This window comes from Embleya sp. NPDC008237 (genome assembly GCF_042956465.1).
GTDB lineage: Bacteria > Actinomycetota > Actinomycetes > Streptomycetales > Streptomycetaceae > Embleya.
Genome location: NZ_JBIBGL010000016.1, coordinates 121,742 through 148,213, shown reverse-complemented (window position 1 = coordinate 148,213; position 26,472 = coordinate 121,742). Strand labels below are relative to the sequence as shown.

Annotated in this window: 20 protein-coding genes; 9 read left to right on the top strand and 11 right to left on the bottom strand. The window is 72.4% G+C overall.

Translation table 11 applies throughout. The annotated features are described in order from the left end of the window. From ACFZBU_RS35060 to ACFZBU_RS35050, 3 genes are all read left to right on the top strand, one after another. The coding region (locus ACFZBU_RS35060; protein ID WP_391587764.1) for a hypothetical protein at window positions 1-4,653 on the top strand (4,653 nt) is incomplete at its 5' end. Window positions 4,654-4,660: 7 nt separating this feature from the next. Continuing rightward, window positions 4,661-7,249 (top strand): right-handed parallel beta-helix repeat-containing protein, encoded by a 2,589-nt coding sequence (locus ACFZBU_RS35055; protein WP_391587763.1) that lies wholly within the window; start codon window positions 4,661-4,663, stop codon window positions 7,247-7,249. Window positions 7,250-7,278: 29 nt separating this feature from the next. Further along, on the top strand, window positions 7,279-8,445 hold the full coding sequence (locus ACFZBU_RS35050) for a hypothetical protein (protein WP_391587762.1): 1,167 nt from the start codon (window positions 7,279-7,281) through the stop codon (window positions 8,443-8,445). 181 nt (window positions 8,446-8,626) lie between these two features. Here ACFZBU_RS35050 and ACFZBU_RS35045 read toward each other — a convergent pair whose 3' ends face one another. Next, a complete protein-coding gene (locus ACFZBU_RS35045; protein WP_391587761.1) occupies window positions 8,627-10,447 on the bottom strand; it encodes a serine/threonine-protein kinase in 1,821 nt (606 codons plus the stop codon). A gap of 256 nt (window positions 10,448-10,703) precedes the next feature. Between ACFZBU_RS35045 and ACFZBU_RS35040 the strand changes: the two genes are divergently transcribed. From ACFZBU_RS35040 to ACFZBU_RS35030, 3 genes are all read left to right on the top strand, one after another. After that, entirely contained in the window at window positions 10,704-12,197 is a 1,494-nt protein-coding gene (locus tag ACFZBU_RS35040) for an MFS transporter (protein WP_391587760.1), read from the top strand. Between the two features lie 104 nt (window positions 12,198-12,301). Further along, complete coding sequence (locus tag ACFZBU_RS35035) at window positions 12,302-12,916, top strand: TetR/AcrR family transcriptional regulator (RefSeq protein WP_391587759.1); 615 nt, start codon at window positions 12,302-12,304, stop codon at window positions 12,914-12,916. Window positions 12,917-12,969: 53 nt separating this feature from the next. Beyond that, entirely contained in the window at window positions 12,970-14,469 is a 1,500-nt protein-coding gene (locus ACFZBU_RS35030; protein WP_391587758.1) for an MFS transporter, read from the top strand. A 72-nt stretch (window positions 14,470-14,541) separates the two neighbouring features. Here ACFZBU_RS35030 and ACFZBU_RS35025 read toward each other — a convergent pair whose 3' ends face one another. Both ACFZBU_RS35025 and ACFZBU_RS35020 read right to left on the bottom strand, forming a co-directional pair. Continuing rightward, window positions 14,542-15,237: a glycerophosphodiester phosphodiesterase gene (locus ACFZBU_RS35025; RefSeq protein ID WP_391587757.1), complete on the bottom strand. Its 696-nt coding sequence runs from the start codon at window positions 15,235-15,237 to the stop codon at window positions 14,542-14,544. 65 nt (window positions 15,238-15,302) lie between these two features. Next, window positions 15,303-15,908 (bottom strand): TetR/AcrR family transcriptional regulator, encoded by a 606-nt coding sequence (locus tag ACFZBU_RS35020; RefSeq protein WP_391587756.1) that lies wholly within the window; start codon window positions 15,906-15,908, stop codon window positions 15,303-15,305. A 226-nt stretch (window positions 15,909-16,134) separates the two neighbouring features. On the opposite strand from ACFZBU_RS35020, the gene ACFZBU_RS35015 reads away from it, so the two are divergent. Then, the gene (locus ACFZBU_RS35015; protein WP_391587755.1) at window positions 16,135-16,926 is read left to right on the top strand and encodes an SDR family oxidoreductase; all 792 of its coding nucleotides are present in this window, start codon (window positions 16,135-16,137) and stop codon (window positions 16,924-16,926) included. Between the two features lie 119 nt (window positions 16,927-17,045). Here the strand turns inward: ACFZBU_RS35015 and ACFZBU_RS35010 are convergent, their stop codons facing one another. The 7 genes from ACFZBU_RS35010 to ACFZBU_RS34980 form a co-directional block, all read right to left on the bottom strand. Continuing rightward, window positions 17,046-18,125, bottom strand: coding sequence for an LLM class flavin-dependent oxidoreductase (locus ACFZBU_RS35010; protein ID WP_391587754.1), 1,080 nt, complete (start codon window positions 18,123-18,125; stop codon window positions 17,046-17,048). Beyond that, complete coding sequence (locus tag ACFZBU_RS35005) at window positions 18,122-19,036, bottom strand: ABC transporter substrate-binding protein (protein ID WP_391587753.1); 915 nt, start codon at window positions 19,034-19,036, stop codon at window positions 18,122-18,124. The genes ACFZBU_RS35010 and ACFZBU_RS35005 overlap by 4 nt, the downstream gene beginning before the upstream one ends. Then, window positions 19,037-19,903, bottom strand: a complete 867-nt coding sequence (locus ACFZBU_RS35000; protein ID WP_391587752.1) for an ABC transporter ATP-binding protein — start codon at window positions 19,901-19,903, stop codon at window positions 19,037-19,039. Next, window positions 19,900-20,760: an ABC transporter permease gene (locus tag ACFZBU_RS34995; protein WP_391587751.1), complete on the bottom strand. Its 861-nt coding sequence runs from the start codon at window positions 20,758-20,760 to the stop codon at window positions 19,900-19,902. The genes ACFZBU_RS35000 and ACFZBU_RS34995 overlap by 4 nt, the downstream gene beginning before the upstream one ends. After that, window positions 20,757-21,797, bottom strand: a complete 1,041-nt coding sequence (locus ACFZBU_RS34990) for an ABC transporter substrate-binding protein (RefSeq protein ID WP_391587750.1) — start codon at window positions 21,795-21,797, stop codon at window positions 20,757-20,759. The genes ACFZBU_RS34995 and ACFZBU_RS34990 overlap by 4 nt, the downstream gene beginning before the upstream one ends. After that, a complete protein-coding gene (locus ACFZBU_RS34985) occupies window positions 21,790-22,953 on the bottom strand; it encodes an ABC transporter substrate-binding protein (protein WP_391587749.1) in 1,164 nt (387 codons plus the stop codon). The genes ACFZBU_RS34990 and ACFZBU_RS34985 overlap by 8 nt, the downstream gene beginning before the upstream one ends. A gap of 336 nt (window positions 22,954-23,289) precedes the next feature. Continuing rightward, on the bottom strand, window positions 23,290-23,397 hold the full coding sequence (locus ACFZBU_RS34980) for a putative leader peptide (protein WP_391587748.1): 108 nt from the start codon (window positions 23,395-23,397) through the stop codon (window positions 23,290-23,292). Window positions 23,398-23,685: 288 nt separating this feature from the next. Between ACFZBU_RS34980 and ACFZBU_RS34975 the strand changes: the two genes are divergently transcribed. Beyond that, window positions 23,686-24,504 carry an IclR family transcriptional regulator gene (locus ACFZBU_RS34975; protein ID WP_391587747.1) on the top strand — a complete coding sequence of 273 codons (819 nt, stop codon included), beginning with the start codon at window positions 23,686-23,688 and terminating at the stop codon, window positions 24,502-24,504. A gap of 251 nt (window positions 24,505-24,755) precedes the next feature. Here ACFZBU_RS34975 and ACFZBU_RS34970 read toward each other — a convergent pair whose 3' ends face one another. Next, window positions 24,756-25,283 (bottom strand): hypothetical protein, encoded by a 528-nt coding sequence (locus tag ACFZBU_RS34970; protein WP_391587746.1) that lies wholly within the window; start codon window positions 25,281-25,283, stop codon window positions 24,756-24,758. A gap of 440 nt (window positions 25,284-25,723) precedes the next feature. On the opposite strand from ACFZBU_RS34970, the gene ACFZBU_RS34965 reads away from it, so the two are divergent. Continuing rightward, a complete protein-coding gene (locus ACFZBU_RS34965) occupies window positions 25,724-26,323 on the top strand; it encodes a CGNR zinc finger domain-containing protein (protein WP_391587745.1) in 600 nt (199 codons plus the stop codon). Window positions 26,324-26,472: the final 149 nt, after the last annotated feature.

Below are 26,472 nucleotides of genomic sequence, written 5' to 3'. Positions count from 1 at the left end.
ACCGAACCCGGCAGCGGCCAATCCACCCGCTACACCGGCAACGGCTCCATCGCCGAACACGGCATCGCCCTCCAGGGCGCCGGCGAAGCCCACTTCGTCGTCCCCGGCGAACACGGCCCCGTCCTGACCGACGTACACGGCAACCCCGTCACCGACATCGACGTCACCGCCGTCGACGGCGGCGGCTACCGCATCACCGAACCCGGCAGCGGCCAATCCACCCGCTACACCGGCAACGGCTCCATCGCCGAACACGGCATCGCCCTCCAGGGCGCCGGCGAAGCCCACTTCATCACTCACGGCGACGTGCTCACCGACATCCACGGCAACCCCGTCACCGGCGTCGATGTCACCGCCGTCAACGGCGGCGGCTACCGCATCACCGAACCCGGCACCGGTCAGACCACTCGCTACCGCGCCGACGGAAGCGCCGCCGAACACGGCATCGCCCTGGGCGGTCCCGGCGAGGGCCACTTCGTGGTGTTCCGCGACAACCGACCCCCGGTACTCACCGACGTGCACGGCAAGCCGATCACCCACCAGACCCTGACCCGGATCGACAACGGCTACCGGGTGACCGACCCCGCGAACGGCAACTCCGTCCGCTACGCCGGCAACGGCACAGTGCTCGACCGGGGGTTGGCCCTGAACGAACTCGGCGAGCCCCGCTTCATCGTCGGCGGCGACACCGGCCACGTGCTCACCGACGTGCACGGCAACCCCGTCGCCGGCGTCGAGATCACCCCGCTCACCGGCGGCGGCTACCGGGTCACCGAACCGGTCGGCGGCCACAGCACCCGCTACACCGCGGACGGCTGGGTCGCCGAACACGGCATCGCACTCGGCGGCTCGGGCGAAGCCCGCTTCGTGGTCGGCGAGGGCGCCGGGCGCAGCGTCACCGACATGCATGGCGCCCCGGTCGGCGACCGCGACATCACCAGCGTCGACAACGGCTTCCGGGTCACCGACCCCGCCACCGGCCACTCGGCGCGCTACGACACCACGACCCGCGCCTTCGAACGCGGCACCCTGCTCGGCGGCGCGGGCGAGCCGCACTTCGTCGTCGCCCGTGGCGACGCCGACCACATCCTCACCGACATGCACGGCACCCGCGTCGCCGACGTCGAGGTCGCCGCGCTCGACGGCGGCGGCTTCCGGGTCACCGAGCCGGTGAGTGGCCGGTCCACCCGCTATCTCGCCGACGGTTCGATCGCCGACCACGGTTTCGCCGTCGGCGGACCCGGCGAGGCGCGCTTCGTGGTCGGCGACGACACGAACCGGGTCCTCACCGACGTGCACGGCACCCGGGTCACCGATCGCAACATCACCAGCGTCGACAACGGCTTCCGGGTCACCGACCCCGCCACCGGCCACTCGGTGCGCTTCGACACCACGACCGGCACCTTCGAACACGGCACCGCGCTGGGTGGTACCGGCGGGACGAGGTTCGTGGCGGGCGACACCCTCACCGACCTGCACGGCACCCCGCTCCCCCCGGAGCAACGACTCACCCGGCTCACCGACACCAACGGCGCGCACACCGGCTACCGGGTCGAGGTCGTGCACCCGAACACCGTGCGCAACGGCGAGTTCCACGAGTTCGGGGTGAACGGAAACGTCACCCGCGAGGGCTTCAACGTGCTCGACGACGGTCGACTGACCAAACATCAGTACATCGTCGACCACACCGGACAGACACCCACCTGGCGCCAGGATTTCCGGCCCGGTCGGTCCGCCGACCGGGGATTCACTCCCAACGACTTCCAACACGGCACGGTGGACCTGCACGGCGCCGCCAACGGTCGCATCCAACTCAAGTCGAACACCCCCGGGAAGGCGGTCGTCTTCGAACGCCGGCTGCTGCCGAACGGGCACACGCTCGACGCGTTCCGGCGTACCGACCTCAACGGCTTCGGCGCGTTCAGCCAACGCACCAAGTGGGTCGAGTGGGGCACCGACGGTGTCCCGCTGGACCGGGGTTCGCGCAGGTTCGACACGTCCGGCTTCGGCTACACGGACGTCAACGAGCGCTTCGTCACGGTGCGTGAATTCCGGGACACGCTCCAGAAGTTCGGCGATCGGGCCGGACACACGCTGGGCGTCAAGGGTGCCGACGGCTGGACCTGGCATCGCTACGACGGCGCGAGCCGGGAACTGGCGAGCGGCCCGCGCACCCCGCACCGCGACGGCGGCTGGAGCGACCGGCACGGGCCGGCGGCCGGCACCCACGCCGGGGAGGTGGTCCAGAAGCAGTGGGGTCCGATGCACCGGACCGACCATGCCCGGCACTACCTCGAACACCCGCTGGACGGCGCGGGCATCCGCAAGGCGTCCTGGGACGAGCACTCGCCGCAGGGCAAGGAGACCGGCAAGCACGAGGTCAAGGCGGACGGCTCGACGTTCACCACGACCCGCATCTCCGAGCAGCGTCCGCCCCAGTGGGCCCGCAAGTGGCTGAGCAACCACCGGGTCGAGCCCACCGGCACGCACTCCTTCCTCGCCTCCGACACCCGCTACCAGGTGTTCACGTGGGAGAAGTCGGTCCCCGGCGCGGACGGACAGCTGGTCCCGCACAGCAGCGGCGTGCGGTTCGTCGGTGACGACGGCAGCTCCTTCGACATCCTGGCCGACGGCGGTTTCGCCCGCTCGCAGACCAAGTCGGCCGACGGTACGACGCTCAAGGTCGGCGACTCGGTGACGCCGCACCCCTCGTCCCCCGCCGGGGCGACCCCGTGGAGCCGGGGCGACGAGGTCGGCTACCGGCTGGAGACCCCCCACAACGGACCGGGCGAGGCAATCTGGCAGGACCTGCGTCCGGTGGTGGGCGCGGACGGCACCACCCGGTGGGCGGTGGTGCGCGAGGGCTTCCCGAACGGCAACGTCCGCCACTACACGACACCGGAGCCACCCGCTCCCGGGTCCACCGGCCACGCGGCCGACCCGCGCAGCGACTGGGTCGAGTACGACAGTCACGGATACGTGGCCGGCCGCAGGGACACCTGGCGGCTCGAGGGCGCCGACCCGGTCACGATCGTCGCGCGCGGCGACTCGACCGCGCAGACCTGGCGGTGGGAACGCGTCAACGCCGCCGGTGAGGTCCAGGAATCCGGCAAGCGTGTGCTCTTCCGCGGCGCCGACGACCCCAAGCTGCCGTTCGACGACTCGTTCCGGGACTTCGACGCGGCAAAGAACCTGGTGCGCGAGCGGCGCATGCTCGACAGCGGTCGGTACGTCGACTCGTCCCGACTCACCGGCACCGACGCCTGGACGTGGCAGAAGTACAACCGGGCCGGTGCGATCGTCCCGAGCGAGGGCGACCGGGTACGCAGCTGGTGGAACCCGAAGGCGGACAACGGCGCCGGGGCCTGGCAGGCGACCCCGCTCGACGGCAGGAACCTGCTCTTCCGCGACACGACGGTGAACGGCGGCGTGACGTCGGTGATCCACGAGACCCCGCCGCACATCAGCGACGCACCGGCGCGGGTGCGCGAGTACGGACCGAACGCGGGCGCCTCGCCGGAGACCGCCACCTGGAAGGAGTTCGACCACGGCACCACCGTTCGCACCCGCGAGCTCAAGACCACGCCCGAGGGGCGGAACCACTACTTGGAGACGGACGCGTGGCGCGGCCAGTGGCGGCGCTACAACGAGAACGGCGTCCTGCTGGCCCGGCGCACCGACGGCGGTGCGGTGATCGTCAACGACTCGCTGAACCGGTGGCGGGTGATCGGCAGCGAGTACGACTTCCGCGGCCAGGTGACCGAGGTGCGCGGCTGGGTACGGCGCATCCGCGAGGGTCAGCGCATGCCGTGGTCGGGCAGCCCCCTCGGCATCGACGCGACGCGGTTCCGTTCGGCGCTGGCCGGGCTCCCGGGCATCTCGCCCACCGGTACCGGGGCCATCACCCTGGCCGAGGCCGCCTACCAAAGCTACGGGAAGTCGGTCCTGGTCAAGAAGCTCGCGCTGGAGTTCGCCCAGGAGTTCGCGATCGAGTTCACCGCGAACATCGTCGTGGCCGACATCAACGCCAGGGCCCAGGGCAAGACCCTGGCGGAGACCGACTGGCAGAAGGCGGCGTTGAACGCGGCGGTGGGCGGCGTGGTCAAGGGCGGCGTGGGCGCCTTCGTGCACGAGAACAGGATGGACGGCTTCCGCAAGCTCGGCGATTTCAAGAGCGGCTACGGCAACATCGACGGCGGCAAGCACTGGAACCGGCGGCCGGGCAACCACGACAAGACGTGGGCCAACGAGTGGGCGGGCAACGAGACCGCGGTGCGCTGGCGCAGCGGCACCTACGACTTCGGCTACAGCGCCGGCGTCGGCCTGTTGGCCGGTCTGGTCAACGGCAGCATCAACGCGAGCGTGTTCGGCGTCAAGGACGCCGACGGCGTCACCCACAAGCTCTCCGGCTGGGAGGCGCTGGGGGACGGTGCGATCTCGTCGTTGTCCGGCGTGATCAGCACCGGCAGCGTCTCGCTCGCCCGCATCGGTTTCCTCAATGCCGCCGGCGGCCGGTTCTTCCACCGCCAGGGGGTCACCGAGTTCCTGCTCAACATCGGCTTCAAGATCGGCGAAAAGATGTTCAACGGGTGGCTGTTGCCGCAGGTACGCGCGGGAATCAACCCGGATTGGTACCGGCACAAGGATGCGTAGCGCACAGATGTCGAGCGTCGACCGTCGAGCGACCGGCTCCACCGCGCCGGATGTCCGGGTGGCCGCCAAGGGCCGGGGCACGCATCGCCGGATCGCGGACGCGGTCCGCGCCGCCGCCCCCGGTGCGACCGTGCTGATCGCGGCCGGTCACTACACCGAATCGCTGGTGCTGGAGCGGCCGGTGACGTTGTGCCCGGAACCGGGCGGCGGCGAGGTGGTGTTGACCGCGAGCGCGGAGGGCCCGGCGATCACCGTCGAGGCGGCGGACTGCGTGGTGCGCGGGCTGGGCCTGCACGGCGCGGGCACCGATGCGCCGGCGGTCAGCGTGGGTCCGGGCGCCGGTCTGATCCTGGCCGACTGCGCGGTCACCGGCGGCCGGGTCGAGGTACGCGGCGGGCCGGATCGGGACGCGGAGGACGGCGGAGATCCGGACCTGGACGCGCCGCCGACGGCCGGCGGCACCACCTCGGCGCTGCTGCTCACCGGCACCCGCATCGGCGGTGCGCGGCTCGCGGGCCTGCATGTGTCCGGTGATGCGCGGGCCCGGGTCGAGGACGTCGAGGTGAGCGCGATCGAGGGCACCGGGATCGTGGTGTCCGGCAGCGCCCGGGTGGGCATCACACGGCTGCGTCTGGACGCCACGTCCGGCTCCGGGATCCGGTTGCGCGGGCGGGCGATGTTGCGCCTGAGCGATTCGGTGCTGAACGGCTGCGGGCGGGTCGGGCTGCTCCTGGAGGACGCCTCCTCGGCGGTGGCCGGCGAGAGCCGGGTCAGCGCGCCGGGGGCGGCGGGCATCCGGCTCGGCGGCAGCGCCCGGGCCGAGTTGACCGACTGCCGGATCCTGGACGCGGCCGCGGCCGGGATCGTGCTCGACGGCTCCGCGCGGGTGGTCGCGCAGGGCTGCGCGGTGCGCCGCTCGGCGACCAACGGCGTGCTGCTCACCGAGGGCGCGGGCGCCGACCTGACCGACTGTCGCATCCTCGACTCCGGCTACGGCGCGGTCCACGCGGCCGGCACCGCCGTGCTCAAGCTGGCCGACTGCCGGGTGCGGGGCACGCCCGAACACGGCGTGCACACCACGGACACCGCCCGGGCCGAACTGACCGACTGCACCGTCTCGGCCGCGGCGATGACCGGGATCGCGGTCACCGGCCGCTCCTCCGCGGCGCTTTCCGGCTGCCTGGTCGCGGACACCGCCACCGGTATCGGGATCGGTTCGCCGACCGGATCGCGGGTGTCCGGGTGCACGGTGCGCTCGGCCGGGCGGACCGGGATCGAGGTCACCGGCGAGGGCGTTGCCGAGTTGACCGGCAATCGGGTCACCGGGGCGGGGGCCGCGGGCATCGTGTTCGACGCGGGTTCGCGCGCCGAGTTGGCCGGCGGCTCGATCGAGGACTGCACCGGCTCGGGCCTGGTGGTGTGGACCGGGGCCCGGCCGAACGTGCACGGCCTGCGGATCGAACGGCCGGGCAAGAACGGCCTGTACGTCGCCGAGCAGGCCGGCGGTACCTTCACCGGGTGCGACGTGATCGGCGCCGGCTATGCCGCGCTGCACGTGGGCGGCGGCGCGGATCCGCTGTTCCGCCGCTGCCGGGTGCGCGAGTGCGCCGACGAGTTGAGCACCGAGCCGGACGCCGCGCCGGTGTTCGACGACTGCGATCCGGCGCTCGGCGGGATCGCAGTCGCGCAGCCCGCGGCCGCCGCGGCCGCGGGTGCCGCACCGGGTCCGGCCGCCGCCGCGCCCACCCCGGAACTGCCCGACGTGGTCGAGGAGAGCCTGCCCGACCTGCTCGCCGAACTCGGCGAACTGGTCGGCCTGGACGGCGTCAAGCGTGACGTCGCGTCGATGGCCAAGCTGATGCAGACGGTCCGGCTCCGGGTCGAGGCCGGGTTGCCCGCGCCGCCGCTGAGCCGGCACCTGGTCTTCGCCGGCAACCCGGGCACCGGCAAGACCACGGTGGCCCGGCTGTACGGCCGGCTGCTCAAGGCCCTGGGCCTGCTCGGTCACGGACACCTGGTCGAGGTCGACCGCAGCGCGCTGGTCGGCGAGTACGTCGGCCACACCGGGCCCAAGACCGCCGCCGCGTTCAATCGGGCGATCGGCGGTGTGTTGTTCATCGACGAGGCGTACTCGTTGTCGCCGCTCGCGGGCGGCAACGACTTCGGCTCCGAGGCGATCGCCACGCTGGTGAAGCTGATGGAGGATCACCGCGACGACGTCGTGGTGATCGCCGCGGGCTATCCCGACGACATGGACCGCTTCGTGTCCTCCAACCCGGGTCTGGCCTCGCGGTTCACCCGGACCCTGCTGTTCGAGGACTACGACGCCGAGCAGCTCGTGGCCATCGTCGAACACCAGGCGGAGCGCCACCGCTACGAACTGACCCCCGCCGCACGCACCGAACTGCTCGCCCTGTTCGCCGGGATGACCCGCGGCGGCGGCTTCGGCAACGGGCGCTCGGCCCGGCAGGCGTTCCAGGAGATGACGGAACGTCAGGCCGGTCGGGTCGCCGAACTCGACAACCCCGACGCGGCACAACTGATCGCCCTGGAGGTCGCGGATCTGCCCGCGTCCCTGGCAGGCGCGACCGCGTGAGCACCCTCCCCCCAACACCTGGAGTCCTCGTGTCCGCCAACAACCGCCCACGCAACGGTGGTTCGCCCGACGACCGGAACGGCTTCGCGGCCACCTTCGCCCGCCGGCCCGGCACCGGCGCCCGCGGCCCGGTGCCCGGCGCGCGGGTCTGGGGCACCCTGGGCGGCGCCGCGGCGCTGACCACCGGCGCCATCGTGCTGGTGCCGCTGCTGGCCGCCCCCGGTGCGGCCTCGCACTCGCGTCGCGACGTCGCGCACGTCGCGGCGAACGCCGCGCTGCCCGGCACGCCTGCCGGTTGGGGTACCCCGGGCAGCGCCGAACCGGCCCCCGTCGAGGGGGTTCCGGTGGGCCCGGACGGCACGCCCGTGCCGCAGGGCCCGCCCGGCGGCGCACCGGTGGGCTACCCGCCGGTCGGTGGTTCGGGCACCGGGTCGGGTGGTTCCGTGCAGTACAACAACGGCTCCGGCGGCGGCGCGGCGGGTGGCGGGGGCGCGGTCGGCGGCGGCGGTGCCGGTGGTGGTGGCGCGGTCGGCGGCGGCACGCCGGGCGGCGGATCCGTCCCGGGCATCCCGGCGACGAACGCCGGCGGCGGAACGTCGCCGGCCCGTCCGCCCGTTCCGCCGGCGAGCACGCCGGCCAAGCCGCCGATCGCGCCGGCCCAGGGCCCGCAGATGGTCTACAACGGCTACGCGGGCCTGGGTTGCTCGAACTCGGGCGCCGGGTTCCGGGTGCAGGGCGAGTACAGCGACGGCAAGGAGGGTTGGTACAAGGTCGGCAGCGGCGGACTGGGCACGGCCGGGTGCGGGGACGACTTCTGGGCGATCCCGATGTCCGGCTCCAAGACCAAGGACGACCCCAGCGTCGCGGCCGTGTGGACCTGGAACGCCGGTGCCAAGGCCAAGAGTTGCTCGGTGCAGGTGTATGTCCCCGGCGGCTCGACCTGGCGCGACGCGGCCGGCAAGCCCGCGTTCTACCAGGTGTTGGACACCGACAGCGGCTCCGCTCCGGTCCGGTCCACCTTCACCGTCGACCAGACCGCACACCGAGGCGCCTGGATCCAGGGTGTGAGCCTGCCGGTCAAGGACGGCAAGGTCGTGCTGCGGATGGTCAACCGGGGCGAGGACTGGGTCGGCCCGACCAAGAACTACGCGCACCTGGCGGCGGGGCAGGCGCGGGTGCTCTGCTACGACCGCTGAACCAGCGACCGCCTGCGCCGGCCGGACCGTTCGCGGGCCCGGCCGTTCGCGGGCCCGGCCGTTCGCGGGCCCGGCCGTTCGCGGGCCCGGCCGTTCGCGGGCCCGGCCGGCGTTCGGCCGCCCGCCCTCCCGGGCATGCGAAAGAGGCCCTTCCGGACTTCCCGGAAGGGCCTCCCGTCGCTCAGCGGGGATACATCTTGACGACCTTGCCGTTCAGGTCGGCTCGCAGATAGCCGCCTCCGTAGTCGTCGCTCACGTAGACCTTCAACGCCGGCACCCGGTCGCTCAGTCCCATGTCCAGGATCACGTAGCGGTTCTTGGGCGCCGTGATGCCCAGTTCCTTGTCGGCCTTGGCGATCAGGGCCGGGAGCGCGTCCCAGTTGACCTTCGTGAGGTCGACGGTCTTGTCGTCCCGGTCGGTCCCGGAGCCGGCATCCTTCGTGGTGACGCCGTCGCGGTACGAGAACCGGTCGTACAGGCGGGCGTCGCCCGCAGTCGGTGCCTTCACCGACGCGAACTTGTCGTGCACGGTGAAGTCCTTGACCCTGGTGCCCCCGATCGTCGGGGCCATCGCCTCGATCACGCCGCGGATGGCGGTCGGGGTGAGCAGGTTCTCCGTATCCGCGGCGGGTTTGCTCGTGCGCGTCGCCGACGGCCGGATCGGCGTCTCGTCCACCGGGAGCACCGGCGCGTCCGGTGACCGGGTGGGGCTCGCGCTGTTCGTGGCTGCCTGCTTCTTGCCGGGGCCGGCCGCGTTCGCGTCCCGATCCGAATCCGAGCCGTCGAACTGGGACGCCAGGACCACCGCGACCAGGGCGCCGACCAGGGCGGTGCCGAGCGCCGAGCCGGTGATGATCCGGATCCGGCGCGCGCGCAGCCGGTCCGGCGAGCCGGGTTCGGCCGGGGTGAACGGCGTGCCGTAGTGCGAGGAGGGCGGGGCGGACGGCGGTGGCGGGGTCGAAGACGCTTTCCGGGCGCCGGAGTTCGATTCGGCGCCGACCCGGTCCGCGCCCGACCAGGCCGGTCCTGTGTCGGCAGGGCCGCCGTCCGCCGGTCCGCCCGCTGCCGCGCGACCGCCGCCGAGGTCGGCCGGCTGCCAGGCGAGGGCGTCCGCGACCGGCAGTGCCGACGTGGTGTGCTGCGACGAGGGCCGACCGGTCGGCTCTCCGGCCGCCCGGGCCAACAGCCGGTCCAGGTGCGCCGCGTCCGGGCGGGCCGCGGGGTCGCGGACCAACAACGCGTCCAGGACCGGGGCCAGCGCGCCCGCGCGGGTCGGCGGCGGCACCGTCTCGGTCAGCACCGCGGCGAGCGTGGCCAGGCTGGTCGCCCGGCGCAGCGGATGTTGCCCCTCCACCGCGACGTACAACATCATCCCGAGCGACCACAGGTCGGACGCGGCGTTGTCCTCCTCGCCGCGGATGCGCTCCGGTGCGATGTACTCGGGCGAGCCGATCAGGTCGCCGGTCGCGGTCAGGCTCGTCGACTCGCGCAGCGCGGCGATGCCGAAGTCGGTCAGCACCGGACTGCCGTCGGCGCGCAACAGCACATTGCCCGGCTTGACGTCGCGGTGATGGATCCCGGCCGCGTGTGCCGCGCTCAGCGCGGACAACACCCCCCGACCGATCGCGGCGGCCTCGGCGGGCCCGATCGGGCCGCTCGTCAGCCGGTCGTGCAGCGATCCCCCGGGGACCAGTTCCATCACCAGCCACGGGTGCGGAACCTCGGCGGCGTCCACGATGTGATGGATCGTCACCACATTGGGGTGGTTCAGCCGCGCCAACGACCTGGCCTCGCGCAGCACCCGCTCGCGCAACATCCGCGCGGCGGTCGGGTCGTCCTCCAACAGCGCCGGGTCGGGCGGCCGGACCTCCTTGAGCGCCACCTCGCGTTCCAGGGCCAGATCGCGAGCCCGCCAGACCAAGCCCATGCCGCCACCACCGAGCCGCTCCAGCAACTCGAAGCGGCCGTCGATCACGCGTCTGCCAGGTATACCCGTGGTCATGCGGCACACCCTATAAATCCGGACTCCCATCCCGGCAATCGGCGGCCGGATCGTGGGCAGATCCCTCGTCGGGAACCGAGTTCGGGCCGAGACTCGTCGCAGCGGGGGAAGCACGGAGCGCTTTCGATCCACGACGCACGGTCCGATCGACCGGATCCGAACCGGCCCACCCCGGCCGGCGGGGCCGCTCCGACTCGGCCGGGAAACGTCACGGATCGTCTTCGCCCGGTCCTGTCGGCCCCAGCCGGAAGGCATCATGGCACTCGATCGCACCGTCACCCCGGCGGGCGCGTCCCGGACGCCCGCCCCGACCGGCGGATACCGCCGGTGGTTGCTGCTCGTCGTCGTGCTCGCCCAGTTACCCGTCGTCCTGGGGGCATCGCTGCCGGACACCGTGCCGGCGCCGTCGGCCGCCGATCTGCGCATCGATCCGGGTGACATCGCGTGGGTCGGTCGCGCGCACCTGCTCGCACTCGGTGCGCTGTTGCTGCCGGCCGGCCGGCTCGCCGACCTCGTCGGCCCGCGCCGCACGTTCACCGTCGGGCTGATCGGCGTGGCCGGCGCCTCGCTCGTGGTCGGCACCGCCGGCGGACCGGGCCCGCTGTTCGCCGGTCGGGCGCTCCAGGGCGGCTTCGGCGCACTCGTGCTCACCGCCGGCCCGGCCCTGCTCATCGCCACCTTCACCGACCGCGCCGAACGCGGCTGGGCACTGGGCGTGTACGCCGGCGTCGCCGCGGCGGGCGGCGGCCTGGGCGTGCTCGTGGCCGGCGCGTCCACGGCGAACGGCTACTGGCGGGCGCTGCCGTGTGCCCAGGCGGTCCTGCTCGTCGCCCTCGCCCTCGGCGTGCTCCGGCTGTTCGCCCGGCATCCCGAGCCGGCCCGCGTCCGGATCCCGGGTCTCGACCTGCCGGCCGTGGTCGCCGCGACGACCGGCGTGGGTTGCGTGCTGTACGGCTGTCTGCGGTTCGAGACGCACGGTGGGCGGGACACCACGACATGGCTGTTCCTGGCTGCCGGCGGCATCCTGTCGGCCGTGTTCGCCCGTCGGCAGACGCTCGCGGGCAGCCCGCTGCTGCCGCCGCGGATCGTGCTGAACCGCGATCGCGGCGCGGCGTTGCTCGGCCTCGCGGTGTGCGGCATCGCCACCACCGTGACGGTTCGCTTCGTGACGATCCATCTGCGCAGCGGCGGCCCGGGGTTCACCGACTCCCAGGTGGGGCCCCGGTTGTTGCCGCTGGTGTTGCCGCTGCTGCTCACCGCGCCACTCGCGGCCGGCCTCCTGCTCCGCCGCTTCGGCGCCAAGACGATCGTGCCGATCGCCCTGGGCCTGTGCTGTGTCGGCTTCGTGCTGTTGTACGCGGTGGACCACAACAGTTCGTACCCGACGAACGTGGTCCCGGCGCTGCTCCTGATCGGATTCGGCGCCGGTCTGGCGTTCGGGCCCTGTGTGAGTGTGGCCGTGGACGGCGTCCGGGCGGTGGGTGCCGGCGCGGGAGCGACGGTCGGCGCGTATGTGCTCGGCGCCGCGATCGGGGTGTCCGTACTGGCCCGGGCCAGGGGGGACGCGTTCCGGTTGAGCGGTGGCCCGAACTGGGACGGGAATCCGATGGTGCCGTCGACGGCCGGCGTGAGCGCCCGGCTCGTACCGGTGTACGAGTGGACCGGGGTGCTGCTCGTCCTCGCCCTGATGGCGACCGCCGTGCTCTTCTCGCCGCATTCGCGCACGGTCGCCCCGGCGGAGGACGCCTGAGGCCGAAGGAATCCCTTCTCCGGCCATCGAAACGCTTGCGTTTCGCTTCGTCGACCTCTAGCGTTATCGAAACGCCATCGTTTCGCCAACCGAGGTACGCGCGCATGCACACCGATTCGGCCGGGACCACCGACTCCGCACCCACCAACCGGCGTTCCCGGCTGACCCCCGAGCGCGAGGCCGAGATCCACGTGGCCACGCTCGACCTGCTCCGTACGACGGGCTACGCCGCCCTGACCATGGAGGCCGTCGCCGCGCGGGCCAAGGCCAGCAAGGCGACCCTGTACCGCCAGTGGCAGAGCAAGCCGCGCCTGGTCGCGGCTGCGCTGCGGCACAACAAGCGCATGTCCCTGGTCGGCCTGAACACCGGTTCACTGCGGGGCGACCTGCACGAAACCGCGCGCCGGGTCGCGCACGGGGCCGCCCCCGACACCGCACTGCTCGCCGCCATGGCGCACGCCATCCTGGGTGACCCCGAACTGGGCCTGGCAGTAAGGGAAACCATCGTCCATCCCGAGGGCGTGGTGCTCGACCAAGTGATTGCCCGGGCAGTCGCCCGCGGCGAAATCGCCCCGGACAACCCGGCGGTGGGCCTGCTGGCGCACCTGCTCATCGGTGCGGTGACCGGCCGGCCGCTGATCGAGGGCTGCATCGCCGACGAGGAATACCTGCACCGCTACATCGACGCCGTCGTGCTTCCGGTGCTGCGCCGGCCCTGACCCGCCGGCCGCCCGACGCGCATCTCCTTCCACTCGACAGGAGCAGCTTCGCCATGTCGCAAAGCACCGCCGCCTCCACCGCCGCTCCACCCACCCCGGCCGGCTCCGGCCCCCTCCCCCGCCGTTGGTTGATCCTCGCGGTGATCGCGCTCGCGCAGGTCACCGTCGTCCTGGATGCCACGATCGTCAACATCGCCCTGCCCTCCGCACAACGGGATCTGGGCTTCTCCGACGGCAACCGGCAGTGGGTGGTCACCGCCTACGCCCTCGCGTTCGGCAGCCTGCTCCTGCTCGGGGGCCGGATCGCCGACCTGTTCGGCCGCCGAAACGCCTTCCTGATCGGCCTGTTCGGCTTCGCACTGGCCTCCGCCGCGGGTGGCGCCGCACCGAACTTCGAGGTTCTGGTCGCCGCCCGCGCGCTCCAGGGCGTCTTCGGCGCCCTGCTCGCGCCCGCAGCGCTGTCCCTGCTCACCACCACGTTCACCGATCCGGCCGAACGCGCCAAGGCGTTCGGCGTGTTCGGCGCCGTGGCCGGTGCGGGTGGTGGCGTCGGCCTGCTCCTGGGCGGCCTGCTGACCCAGCATCTCGACTGGCGCTGGTGCCTGTACGTCAACCTGATCCTGGCCGGAGCCGCCATCATCGGCGGTGTGCTCCTGCTCGGCAGGCACGAACCCGCCGCCGACCGCCCCCGCCTGGACCTCCCCGGCACGCTGGCCGTCTCGTCCGGACTGTTCGCCCTCGTCTACGGCTTCTCCCGTGCGGAGAGCGACGGTTGGAGCGACCCGCTCACCTACGGCTGCCTCATCGCCGCCGTCGTGCTGTTGGCCGTGTTCACCCGGATCCAAAGCTCCGTCGCCAATCCGCTGCTGCCGCTTCGGGTCGTCGTGGACCGCGACCGGGGCGCCGCGCTGCTCGGCATGCTGATCTCCGGCGCCGGAATGTTCGGCATGTTCCTCTTCCTGACCTACTACATGCAGCAGACCCTGCACTACAGCCCGGTCCGGACCGGACTGTCGTTCCTGCCCATGGTGTTCGGCATCATGTTCACCGCGACCAGCGCAACCGTCGTGCTGCTGCCCCGGTTCGGCCCCAAGCCGATCGTGCCGACCGGAATGGGCCTGGCCGCTCTGGGACTTCTCTACCTGACCCGCCTGGACCTGGACAGCTCGTACGCCGCCGACCTGATGCCCGGCCTGATCGTGTTCGGCGCCGGTGTGGGGCTGGTGATCGCGCCGTGCATGAGCGCAGCCACCTTCGGCGTCCGTGCGGAGGATTCCGGGGTGGCCTCCGCCGCGGTCAACACCGTGCAGCAGGTGGGTGGTTCGGTGGGAGTGGCGCTCCTGAGCACGCTGTCCGCCACGGCCGGATCCGACTACCTGAAGCACCGTCAACCCAGCCCGGAGGCCTTCGCCCACGCCGCACTGGAAAGCTACGCGACCGCCTACCGCTGGTCCGCGGCGTTCTTTGCGGTCGGCCTGGTCGTCACGGCCGTACTCTTTCGCCCCGGCGCCCCGAAGACCGACCCGGACGCGGCCCCCGTCGTGCACGTGTGAACCCGCCCGCCGGTCGGGGCGCACGACCACCGGGCGAAGCAGCGTTCCGGTCGGCCTTCGCTCAGCGCTCGCTCAGCCCTGCCGCTCCGCCAGCACGTCGAGCAGCCGACCGATGCGATTGCTGATGATCATGTCCACGCCCATGTCCAGCAGCCGGCGCATCACCCGCGGTGAGTCCACCGTCCAGGCGCTCACCCCGTACCCGTCCGCATGGCAGCGGGCGACCGAGGCCGCGTCGTAGGCGCGCCAGCGCAGATTGATGTACTCCGGCCGGAGGTCGCGCAGCACCGCCGCGTTCGGTACCCGGGCGAACGAGTCGCCGCTGAGCCCGATGTGCGCGTCCGCCGCGTGCTCGCGCACCCGGCCCATCGCGACCGGTCCGCCGACGTACAGGATCTGTTCGTTCACGCCGTGCCGGGCGACCGCCTCGACCGCCGGTTCGGCCAGTTCGATCTCGCCGAAGTCGACCATCAACCCGCCCTTGGAGCCCTTGATCAGCTCCAACGCCTCGTCGAAGCTGGGCACCCGATACTTCCCGCGCCGGCCGATCTCGCGGACCTGAGCCAAGGTCAGCTCGCGCACGTGCGCGTTGCGCCACCACAATCGGCGCAGCGTCGCGTCGTGCAACAGCACCAGGTGCCCGTCCCGGGTGATCTCCAGGTCGATCTCGACCAGGTCGGCGCCCCGGTTCAGTGCGCTGGCCAACGACGGCAGAGTGTTCTCCCGAAAGCGCCGGGGGTCGCCTCGGTGGGCCACGGCCAGGGTCACGACAATCCTCTCGATCGGGGACCGGCGGGCACACCGTACACGCCGGCCGGCCGGCCGACCCGGCCTCATCGCCCGGAGCGGCCGTCCGGCGTGCCGAATCCGTGCAGCAGGGTGTCCACGATCCGGGTCGCGAGCACGTCGGCGTCCTCGCCCCGGTCGTCCTGGGCGGCCTCGTGGATCAGCGCGTAGTAGGCGCGTCGGGTCCAGTCCAGGTCGACGTCCGGCCGCAACAACCCGGTCTCGCGCGCCCGCCGGAAGAGCCGATCGCAGCGGTCGAGCACATCGGTGTGCACGTGCGCCACCTCCGGGTCGTCGGTGCGCAGCGCGTTCATCGCGAAGCCCCACGCGATCTTCACCCGCAGCACGTTCGCGGTCACCTGGTAGAGCGCGACCGCGGGGGGCGTGGCTTCCGGGCGAGCCGCGTTCACCGCGTCCTGGAACTGTCGGGTGGCCCAGCCGGTCATCGCCACGATCAATGCCTCGCGGGTCGCGAAGCGCCGATGCACCGTCGTCCTGGCCACCCCGGCGGCCTCCGCGATCTGCTCCATCGTCGCCGCCGGATTGGCGCTGAGCACCCGCTCCGCCGCCTCCAGGATCGCCCGTACGGTCCGCTCGGCGTCCGCTCGCAGCGGTCGCACCCGGTCACTGGCCCCGCCTGCCGTGGAAGTCACCCCCGAACTGTACGACAGAGTCGCCAATCACCTCGTACTTGCAACATGAATGACGCATGTTCTAGATTAACGGCATCACACAAGCTTCATCTAAGCCATGCGGCACCCATCTCATCGCGCGGCATCCGGCACATGCGCCACCCGGCTCGTTCGGCACCGGCTCGTTCGGTACTCGGCTGATACAGCGCGGCTCGGACCGCACCCACCCCGCGACAAAGGAGTCCCGATGGACCTGCGCCTCCACGACAAGACCGCCCTGGTGACCGGCGCAAGCCGAGGCATCGGCCTGGCGATCGTGTCCACCCTCGTCGACGAGGGTGTGCGCGTCCTGGCCGCCGCCCGCACCATCACGCCGGAACTGGTCGCGACCGGCGCCCGGACGATGTCCGTCGACCTGGCCCGGCCCGACGGGCCGACCCGCCTGGCCGAACGCGCCGCCGCCGAGTTCGGCGGGCTGGACATCCTGGTCAACAACGTCGGCGGCGGGGACGCGGGCGGGAACGACCAGACCGGCGGCTTCCTGAGCTTCACCGACGAGCAGTGGCTGAACTCGTTCGAGCTGAACTTCCTGGCCGCCGTGCGTACCACCCGCGCCACGCTGCCCGCACTGATCGACGCGCGCGGCGCGATCGTGAACATCTCCTCGCTCGGCGCTCGGGCTCCGCACAGCGGACCGGTGCCGTACACCACCGCCAAGGCCGCGCTGACCGCGTTCGGCAAGGCCCTCGCCGAGGAGTTCGGCCCGCAGGGCGTCCGGGTCAACACGGTCTCCCCCGGCGCGGTGCGTACCGCGATGTGGGAGGCGCCGGACGGCTACGGCGCGCAACTGGCCGCGTCCATGGGCCTGCCCCACGAGCAGTTGCTCGCTGCCCTCCCCGGCGCGACCGGCATGGTCACCGGCCGCTTCGTCGAACCCGCCGAGGTGGCGAGCACCGTCGCCTACCTGGCCTCCCCGCTCGCCGGCAGCGTGACCGGCACCGATCACCTCGTGGACGGCGGTGCGCTCAAGACCGCCTGAGTCGTCGGGCCCTCCTCGGGAAGGCCTAGGGTTGCGACGGGGCCTTCCCCCGAGGAGGCCCCGTCGCATCCGACACCGGCACCGGCGCGCCGGGTCCACCGTCTTCAGCCCGTCCGTCCTCAGCCCACCCGTGGCCGCACACCCAGCGCCGGCAACACCGTCTCGCCGACCCGGTAGGCCTCCTCCAGCAGCGGATTGCCGGACAGGATGAACGTGTCCACGCCCATCGCCTCGAACTCCTGGAGCCGCTCGATCACCTGGGCCGTACTGCCCACCACGGCCGTGCCCGGCCCGGGCCGGAACAGCCCCATCCCCGGCCACAGGTTCGGGTACACCTCCAACTCCCGTGCCCGCGCCGGGACCCGGCCACCGTGCTGACGGAACTGTCGTTCCCAGCCCACCCCGTCCGCGTCCGCCGCCTGGCCCAGTTGCCGGGCGTAGGTCGCGTGGCTGGTCACCTCCAGCAGCCGATCGGCCGCCGCCCACGCCTCGTTCTCGCTCTCCCGAACGATCAGGTGCAACCGCAGGCCGACCCGCAGGGCCCGCCCGTGCGCGGCGGCACGTTCGCGTACCCGCTCCAGCTTCTCCTTGAGCAGGTGCGGCGGTTCGCCCCAGGTCAGGTAGACGTCGACATGCTCGGCGGCCATCTCGATGCCGGCCGGCGACGAACCGCCGAACCACATCGGCACGTGCCCACCGTCCCGGTGCAACTCGCGCAGACCCGCGCCGGCCTGCCGCAGGTCGTAGAACCTGCCCTTGTGGTCGAAGACCTCGCCCGCGGTGAGCCGCTTGACGATCGACCAGTATTCGGCGCTCAGTTCGTAGCGCTCGTCGTGGTCCAGATGCAGGCCGTACTCGCGCAGGCTCTCGGTCGAACCGTTGACCACGTTGAAGCGCAGCCGACCCGCCCCGAACAACGCCTCGAAGCTCAGCGCCATCTTCGCCAGCAGCGTCGGCGCGATCAGCCCCGGATGCACCGCGAGCAGCGGCCGGAACGTCGGCGCGGCGGCGGCCACCACGCCGGCCAGCGTCCACACGTCGTACAGGTCGGTCGCCAGCAGCGCGCCGCTGAAGCCCAACCGGTCCACCGCACCCGCGAGTTGCCGCAGGTAGTCCGCATCGACCGCACGCCGTCCGGCGGGCTCCCACGGATAGGGACCCTCGCGCGGAATCACGTACCACAGCACCTCGGTGCTCATCGCGCACCGCCGTCCGCCGGCGCGAGCACCGCGGCCACGACCGGCGTCAACGCGTCCGCCTGCGCGTCGGCCACGGTGATCGGCCGGTCGATGAACCCGTTGGCGGCGAAGATGTCCGCGGCCTCCTGCTGCTCGGCGATGAACGACGCGGGTACCGGCTCCAGCCGCCACGGCAGCGCGGCCAGCGCCTCGGCCCAGTCCGCCTGCGTCCCCGGCAGCTCGGCCGCGTGCAGGGCGGCCGCCTCGTCCAGATGCGCGGCCGCCCATTCGTCGGCCCCGCGCAGCGCGGCCACCACGATCGAGACCAGGTCGGGCCGCTCCTCGACGAACGCACGGCTCGCGAAGAACACCGAGCGGTCGGTGATCACTTCGCCGACCCGGTGCAGCACCCGCAGCCCGGGCTCGCGCCGCGCGGCGACCAGTTCCGGGCCCTGCGCGACCCAGCCGGCGATCTCGCCGGAGCGCAGCCGCGCGGCCTGGTCCCGGCCCGCCTCCGGTCGCACCGCGGTGATGTCGTCCCGGTAGGACAGTCCGACGTCGTTCAGCGCCTTGGCCACGAAGTGGGTCTGCCAGGAGCCGATGCTCAGCACGACCGTGCCGTCCTCGAGGTCCACCGGCGCGCGCACCGGCCCCTCGTCGGCGACCAGCAGCGCCCCGTGCTCGGGGCGCGGCGCGGACACCGCGACGTAGACGAGATCGTGGCCCTGCGCCTGACCGACGATCGGCGGCGTCGAGCCGGTCCCGCCGAAGTCGATCGTGCCGTCGCCGAGCAGTTCGCCGACCCGGGTGCCCTCCACGGGCACCCAGGTCACGGTCTCGCCCAGCGGCTCCAGGGCGCGTTCGAGAATCCCCAGGCGCGCGAGCAGGTACAGCGACGGGTTGCTGCCGTGGACACCGATGGTGACGGTCATTCAGATCACTCCGGTCGAAGACGGGGAGGAGGAGAGGGACAGGGAGGAGGAGGGAGACGGAGACGGGTGTGACGCGGAGGCAGCCGAGGGCGCGGACGAAGGCGAACGCGAGGACGAGCGGCCGTCGGAGGAAGCGGCGGCGACGGGGACGGCGGCGGTCTCCGCGGTGTGCACCCCCAGATCGGCGAGCAATCGGCGCCGTAGCGCCGAGAAGGCCGGATCGGTGGGGTCGCGGGGCCGGTCGACGGCGACCACTTCGTCGGTGACGAGGTTTCCGTCGCGCAACACCGCGACCCGATCGGCCAGTCGGATCGCCTCCTCGACGTCGTGCGTGACCAGGAGCACGGCGGGCCGGTGCAGCCGGCACAACTCGCCCACCAGGTCCTGCATACGCATCCGGGTCAGCGCGTCCAGCGCCGCGAACGGCTCGTCCAGCAGCAGCAGTTCCGGCTCGCGCACCAGCGCGCGGGCGAGCGCGACGCGCTGTGCCTCGCCGCCGGACAGGGTCGCCGGCCAGGCCTGGGCGTGCCGCTCCAGACCGACCTCGGTCAGCGCGCGCAGCCCGATCTCCCGGGTGGCCCGGCCCCGGGGCAGTCCGACCACGACATTGCCCAACACCCGCTTGGAGGGCACCAGGCGCGGTTCCTGGAAGACGATGGTGCGGGCCTCGGGGACCAGGACCGTACCGCCGTCGCTGCGATCGAGCGCGCCGAGGATGCGCAGCAGGGTGGTCTTGCCGGTGCCGCTCGCGCCGAGCAGCGCGACGAACTCGCCGCGGGCGATGTCCAGGTCGACGCCGTCCAGGACGGCGCGGGTGCCGAACACCCGGCGCAGTCCCTCGATGTGTACCGCGGTCTCGACGCTCATCGGCCCGCTCCGTGTCCCTGGCCGCGCCACGGCATCAGCACCCGTTCGAGGATGCGTACGATCACGTCCGCGAGCAGGCCCAGGATCGCGTAGACCAGGATGCAGACGGTGAGGATGTCGGTTCGCGAGAAGCTCTGCGCCTGACTCATCAGATAGCCGATCCCGGCCGTGGAGTTGATCTCCTCGGCCGCGATCAGCGCGATCACGCTCAGCGTCATGGACAGTCGCAGTCCGGACAGCAGCGCGGGCAGCGCGCCCGGCAGGACCACCTCGCGCACCAGGGCGATCCGGCCGACGCCGAAGCTGCGCATCGCCTCGACCAGCTTGCGGTCCACGTTGCGCACGCCGCCGGAGGCGGAGACGTACATCGGGAACGCTGTGGCCACCGCGATCAGGATCACCCGGGCGGATTCGCCGATGCCGAACCACACCATGAACAGCGGGACCAGCGCCAGGAAGGGCACGGTGCGCAGCAACTGCACCGAGGAGTCGAGGAGTTCCTCGCCGAGCCGGGAGAAGCCGGTGAGTACGCCCAGGGCCAGTCCGATGGTCAGCCCGAAGACCAGGCCCAGGCCCGCGCGGCCCAGCGAGACCCGGAGCGCGTCCGGGAGTTGGCCGTTGTCCCACATCTCGCGCGCGGCCCGGAAGACGTCGGCGGGCGAGCCGAGCAGGTCGGGGCTGAGCGCGCCGCTGTGCGAGGCCCAGGCCCAGCCGCCGATCAGCACGAGTGGGCCGATCGCGCGCAGTGCCGGGCTGAGGAAACGTGGCCGAGGACGCGGCAGCCGTGGGCGCGGGGTGACCAGGCCGGGATACGCGCGTTTCCGGGGTTCGGCCTCGACCAGGGTGGGCGCGGTCATCCGCTCGCTCCCGCCAGGGTGGCCACGTCCAGCAGGTGCGGCTTGACGTCGACCAGGCTCGGGGTGACCTTCTGGTCCAGGAAGAACTTGGCGACCTTGCCGAAGCGGTCCACGTCGGCGGGTCGGATCGGCTCCACTGTGGCGCCCTGCTTGGTGAACTCGACCTGGATACGCTTGGGTTCTGCGCCGTACGCGGTGGGGCCGGTGTCGGTGAAGACGTTGATGTAGGCGGTCGGGTCGGCGATCTCCTTGGTGCCGGCCTCGTGCAGGTAGGCGTAGAAGGCCTTGATCACTTCGGGGTGCTTGTCCGCGAACGCGTTGCGCACCGCCCAGACCGAGTAGTTGTCCGAGCCGAGCGCGCGGCCGTCGGCGAGGAAGCGCGCGTTGCCGGAGGCCAGGGCGGGCACCGAGTAGGTGGCCCAGGTGGCCCACGCGTCGACCTGACCGGCGGCGAACACCGGTGCGGTCTGGTCGGCCCGCAGGTAGACCCGCTCCACCTTGTCGGCCGGGATGCCGGCCTGTTCGAGCGCGGCCAGGAGCAGGTATTCGCTGGTGCCGCCCTGCGAGCAGGCCACCTTCTTGCCGATCAGGTCGCGGATCGAGTGGATCTTCGAGTCGCTCTTCACCAGGATGCCCTCGCCCGCCAGGTCGGGGGCGGTGGCGCCGAACAGCTTGAAGCTGGGCTTCTGCCCGAGGGCGGCCACGGCGGAGGTGATCGAGCCGAGCGCGACGTCGAGTTGGCCCGCGTTGATGGCCTGCGCGGCCGGTGCGAACGGGCCCGCGCTGCCGGTCCAGGAGACCTTGGCGCCGACCTTGGCCAACGCCGCGTCCAGCGAACCGTCCTTCTTGCCGAGCGCGAGCACCCCGTTGTTGCCGGGGTCGGGAATCCGCAGCGTGACACCGCCCTTGGCGTCGCCGGCCGTCGACGCCTCGGCGTCCTTCGACGAGGAGCCGCAGCCGGTCAGCGCAATCAGCGTCGCGGTCGCGACTGCGACGGCGGACAGCAGGCGGGTACGACGAGGGGGCCGGCTACTCATGGGATGCCTCCAGCGTGGATATGCGGGACTGTTCGGTGTCGAGCGACGGTGCGGATGTGGGTGTGGGGTCGGCCGTGGGCGTGGGTGTGTGGCCGAGCGGCCGGGTCGATTCGGGGGTGAGGCGCGGCGGTCGGGCCGGAATGTCGGCCTGCGCGCGGCGTGCGTCGGCGAGTTCGCGGGCCAGCCGCAGCGGCTCGGGGGCCGCCCACGCGTGCACATCCACGGGCGCGGCCAGGAAGCCCTGTCCGTACAGGAATCGCTCCTGGCGGGCGAGCAGGTCCAGCCGCTCCGCGGACAGGTCGATCCGCAGGGTGTCCGGGCCGAGTTCGCGGTACGCGCCGGCCACCCCCAAGGCGCCCGCACCGGTCTCGGCGCCCAGGATCCGGGCCACCTCGGCGGGATGCCCGGGCGCCCAGTCCGCCGCCTCGACCAGCACCGCGAGGAACCGGGTGACCAACTCCGGGTGGTGGTCCAGCAGATCCTGGTGCACCGTGATCGGCCGCGGCGTCCCGTTGTTGATCCGGGCGCCGGGATCGCTCGCCGCATCCAGGTCGACCGCCACCACCGCGCCGTGCCGTACGGCCGCCTCGACCGCGAGCGCGCCCTTGACGTACACGGCGTCCACCTCGCCACGGTCGAGCGCGGCCAACTCGGCCTCCCACTGCCCGATTCCGCGCGCCGCCGGCACCTCGACCGGGCGCGCGTCGGCCAGTTCGGCGCCGGCCAGCGAGAGCGCCCCGGCGAAGCCGTGCAGCGCCATCGCCCGCCAGAAGTCGATCGCGATGTCGTGCCGGGGAATCGCCAACCGCAACCCGCGCAACTGCTCGGGTGCGGTGATGCCGCTCTCCGCCCGGACCAGGATCGCCTGGCTCTCCTCGATCCAGGTCAGCCCGACCAGCCGGGTCGCCTCGCCGCGCGACCGCGCCCACAGCGCGGGCACGTTGCCGCCCTCGCGGAAGAGCCCGGGCAGCGCATGCGTGTAGTGGTGATCGGCGGCCACGTCGGCCGGGACGTCCTGGAGCGAGCGCACGGTGATCCCCTCGGCCGCGAACTCGGCGTCGAGCAGGCCCAGATCGGCCGCGATGCCGGTTGCGGTGGGGACGGGACAGCGGGTGAACCACAGTTCGTCGGGGCGGGCGCCGGTCAGGGCGGTCATGGCGATACTTCCGTTCGCGTTCGTAGCGGCGGCGGGGGTCCGCGCGGCCCCGCCGGTGCGATTCCGGTCATGACACCGGGCACGCACGGCACTGGGCACGGCGCGGATCGACCCGGGACCGAATCGGTCCGGGCAGGGGTCGACGGATGATGCGTTGTGTGATGCGCGCTGGGAGACCTACGCTTCGCGGGCGCCGCGACGACCGGGGGTGTGCGCGAGCGCCGAGGGCGGCCGGGTCGATCGGACCGATCCGGCCGACCGGATCGGTCCGGTCGATCGAGTCGGCCGGATTGCTCGGTCGAGCGCGGGCGTACGGAGGTTCGGTACGGCGGTGGGTCAGCGACAGCCGGCGCTGGCGACGCGCGCGAGGTCGATGTGCCGGCGGCTGGTGAGCAGCGCGCGGGCGGTGGAGAGCGGCGCGGTGTACAACGCGTCTGCGGACACCGGGGCCTCCCTCTCGTTTCGTCGATCACCGGTTCGGGTCGAGCACCGGCGCATGTCCATGACCGGCGTAGGTGCATCACCGGCGCATGTCCACAACCGGTGTACGTGCATCACCGGTGCACCGAATGGTGCTTCGGGTGGATCCTGGCACGCTCCGCGCCGCACGATCAAACTTTCCCACGATGTGGGATATCCGAATGCGCTCCGATGCGGACCGTGGCAGACAGTCGTCCACGGGCTTGCCGTATGGTGAAAACTTCCGGTCGAACGGCGAGTCGGGGGATGCCAATGGGCACGGTGGACACGAACGCGCCGCGCGCGGCCTCCACACCGTCCGGGGCGCAGGCCGTACAGCGGGCCCTCGGCATCCTGCACTGCTTCCGGGCGACCGGCGCCGACCTGAGCGCGTCGGACATCGCCCGCCGGATGGACCTGTCGGTGTCCACCGCCCACCGGCTGGCCCGCACCCTGGTCGGCGCGGGCTTCCTCGATCAGGACGACCGCACCAGCCGCTACCGACTGGGCCCGGTGGTCGCCGAACTGGGCCTGCTGGCCTACCACCAACGCGGACTGCACCACGCGGCACCCGAGTTGGAGCAGTTGTCCCGGCGTACCTCGGCGACCTCCGACCTGGCCATCCGCAGCGGCCGGCACGCGCTGGTCCTGGTCGGCAGTTCGGTGCAGCCGGGCACCGGCCTCGGACTGCGCCGCCCGCTGCACTCGACCGCGCTGGGCAAGGTGTTGCTGGCCTGGGCGGATCCGGCGGACGGCGGCCTGGAGCCGCTGCTGCCGCTGGCTCCGCAGACCGAGCGCACCATCGTGGACCCGGTAGCGCTCCAGGCCCAGTTGGACGCGGCCCGGGCGATCGGCTACGCGCTCAACGACGGCGAGTCGGTCCCGGGAGTACGCACCCTGGCGGTGCCGATCCTGAACCGGGCCGGCCACGCGCACGCCGCGCTGGCCGTGCGGTCCACGCCCGCCGTGATGACCGACGAACGCATCCCGTGGTTCCGCGACCGGGCCCAGGCGTGCGCCGACGCCTTGGAAGTACTGCTGCTGCCGCCGCATCGCCGTCGACTGCGCGAGTCCGGGCTGCCGGCGGAATAGGTCCGGCACGAAGCGGGTCCGCAGGACGCCTTGGGTCGGAGGTCGTGAACGGGCCCGGCCCACCGGCTTCGGTCGGAAGTCGCGAATGGACCCGGCCCACGACTTCGGTCGGGGGTCGCGAAACGGGCCGCCTCACCGGCTTCGGTCGGAGCGGGGCCTGCCCCACCCGCTTCGGTTGGAGGGACGCGAAACGGGGTCCGCCCCACGGCTTCCGTCGGAAGTCGTGGGGCGGACCCGGGTTCGAGGGTCGGTCAGGCGGCGGCGACCAGTGCGTCGCGGCCGAGCACGCGGGTGCGGGTGGCAGCGGTGACGGTCGCGGTGGCGGTCGACCCCGTCTTGGTCTTGGGACCGGCGAACACCGCGAGCCGCAGGAAGGCGAACCGGGCCAGTCCGGCGATGCCCGAGGCGGTCAGGTAGGTGCCCTGCTCGACCATGATGCTCGGCGCGGTCTGCACCGCGTGCAGGCCGAGCACCGCCGCCGTGGTGAACAGGTAGGCGACCGCCGCCGAACCGCCCGCCTGGAAGTGCGCCTTGAAGTCGGCGCGGCCCGCCCGGAAGGCGAACCGGCTGTGCAGCTCGGTGGCCAGGATGGTGCCGGCCACGGTGATCACCGCGTTGGCGACGGCGATCGGCAGGTGCCCGGAGAGCGCGACGAGCGCGGCGCTGGAGGCCAGCCCCGTGCCGCCACCGAAGACCACGAAGCGGGCGAAGGAGGCGACCGTGCCGGGCGTCGACGGCTGAGTGGTGTCCTGCTCTGCGACCCGGCTGCGGTTGTTCACGTGACTCTCCTTGACCCCCTGCGAGCCCTGTCGGCCCGTCTGGTTCAAACCTAGGGATCGCGCAACGCATTCCCCATGGTGCTCACTTCCCTCTCCCGGTGGGGCTGGCCCCACCCCTCACACGGCAGCCCGCCTCCGGGTGGTGCGAACACAACCGTGGCCGGCACCGGGCAGGCTCAGCCGACAATACGGTCGAAAAGCTCCCAAAAATTCCCGCGATTTCCGTCGATCACGACCTTCACGCATCCCTTCCGACTCCGACCGGGCAGGGATGCCTGCCTCGTCACATCGCACCGTGTGTGCCAAGTCACTCACGCGCGGCGACACTCGCCCGCGCGCACCGGGGCTTCCGCCGGGCTGCCCCCGGTCGCCGAGTCGAGGCCGAGGTCGGCGGAGCACGTCGATTCACATGGGTGAGCCAAGCCGCTAGCATTAGTTTTGTGAGCACACGAATCGCGGACCTCGGCACCGGCGGAGCGCCCCTGCTCGGCGAGCCGCTTCCGGTGGAGCTGGCCAACACCCGCTACGCGGTACGGGGTGTACCACACGAGGGCTTGGCCGAGCCGGAGCACCTGGCCGCCTGGCTGCGCGACATCGCCCCGCGCCTGGCCGGCCCGCCCTCCGACGCCGCGCTGCTCGCGGTGGACGCGGCGGACCTGGCGGCGGCCCTCGACCTGCGCGAGTGCATCGCCGCGCTGCTGCGGGCCGCGATGACGGGCACCGCGCCGGCCGCCGACGTGCCGACCCGGCTCAACGCGTACACCCGCGCCGCCCCGCACTGGCGCGAGCTGACCTGGCCGACGGCGAGCACGCGTACCGAGGCCGCGCCGATCCCCGCGGTGCTGGCCGAGTTGGCGGATGCCACGATCGACCTGGTCACCGGTCCCGACCGGGCCGAGCTGAGGCCCTGTCACGGTCCGGGGTGCGTGCTGCACTTCGTCAAGAACAACCCGCGCCGCGAGTGGTGCTCCGCGGGCTGCGGCAACCGCGCCCGGGTGGCCCGGCACTACCAGCGCACGAAGAACACTCCCGGGGCGTAGACGGCGCGCTTGCCCCGAACCGCGGGTGCCCTCGGTCTTGGCCTTGGTTCACTTTGCCCTTGCCCTTGCCCCGAATATAGGGATTGTGAGTGATGTGCCGGAGATACCGGCGAGACAAGGGAAGCCCCTGAAGACCGGAACACGAGCCT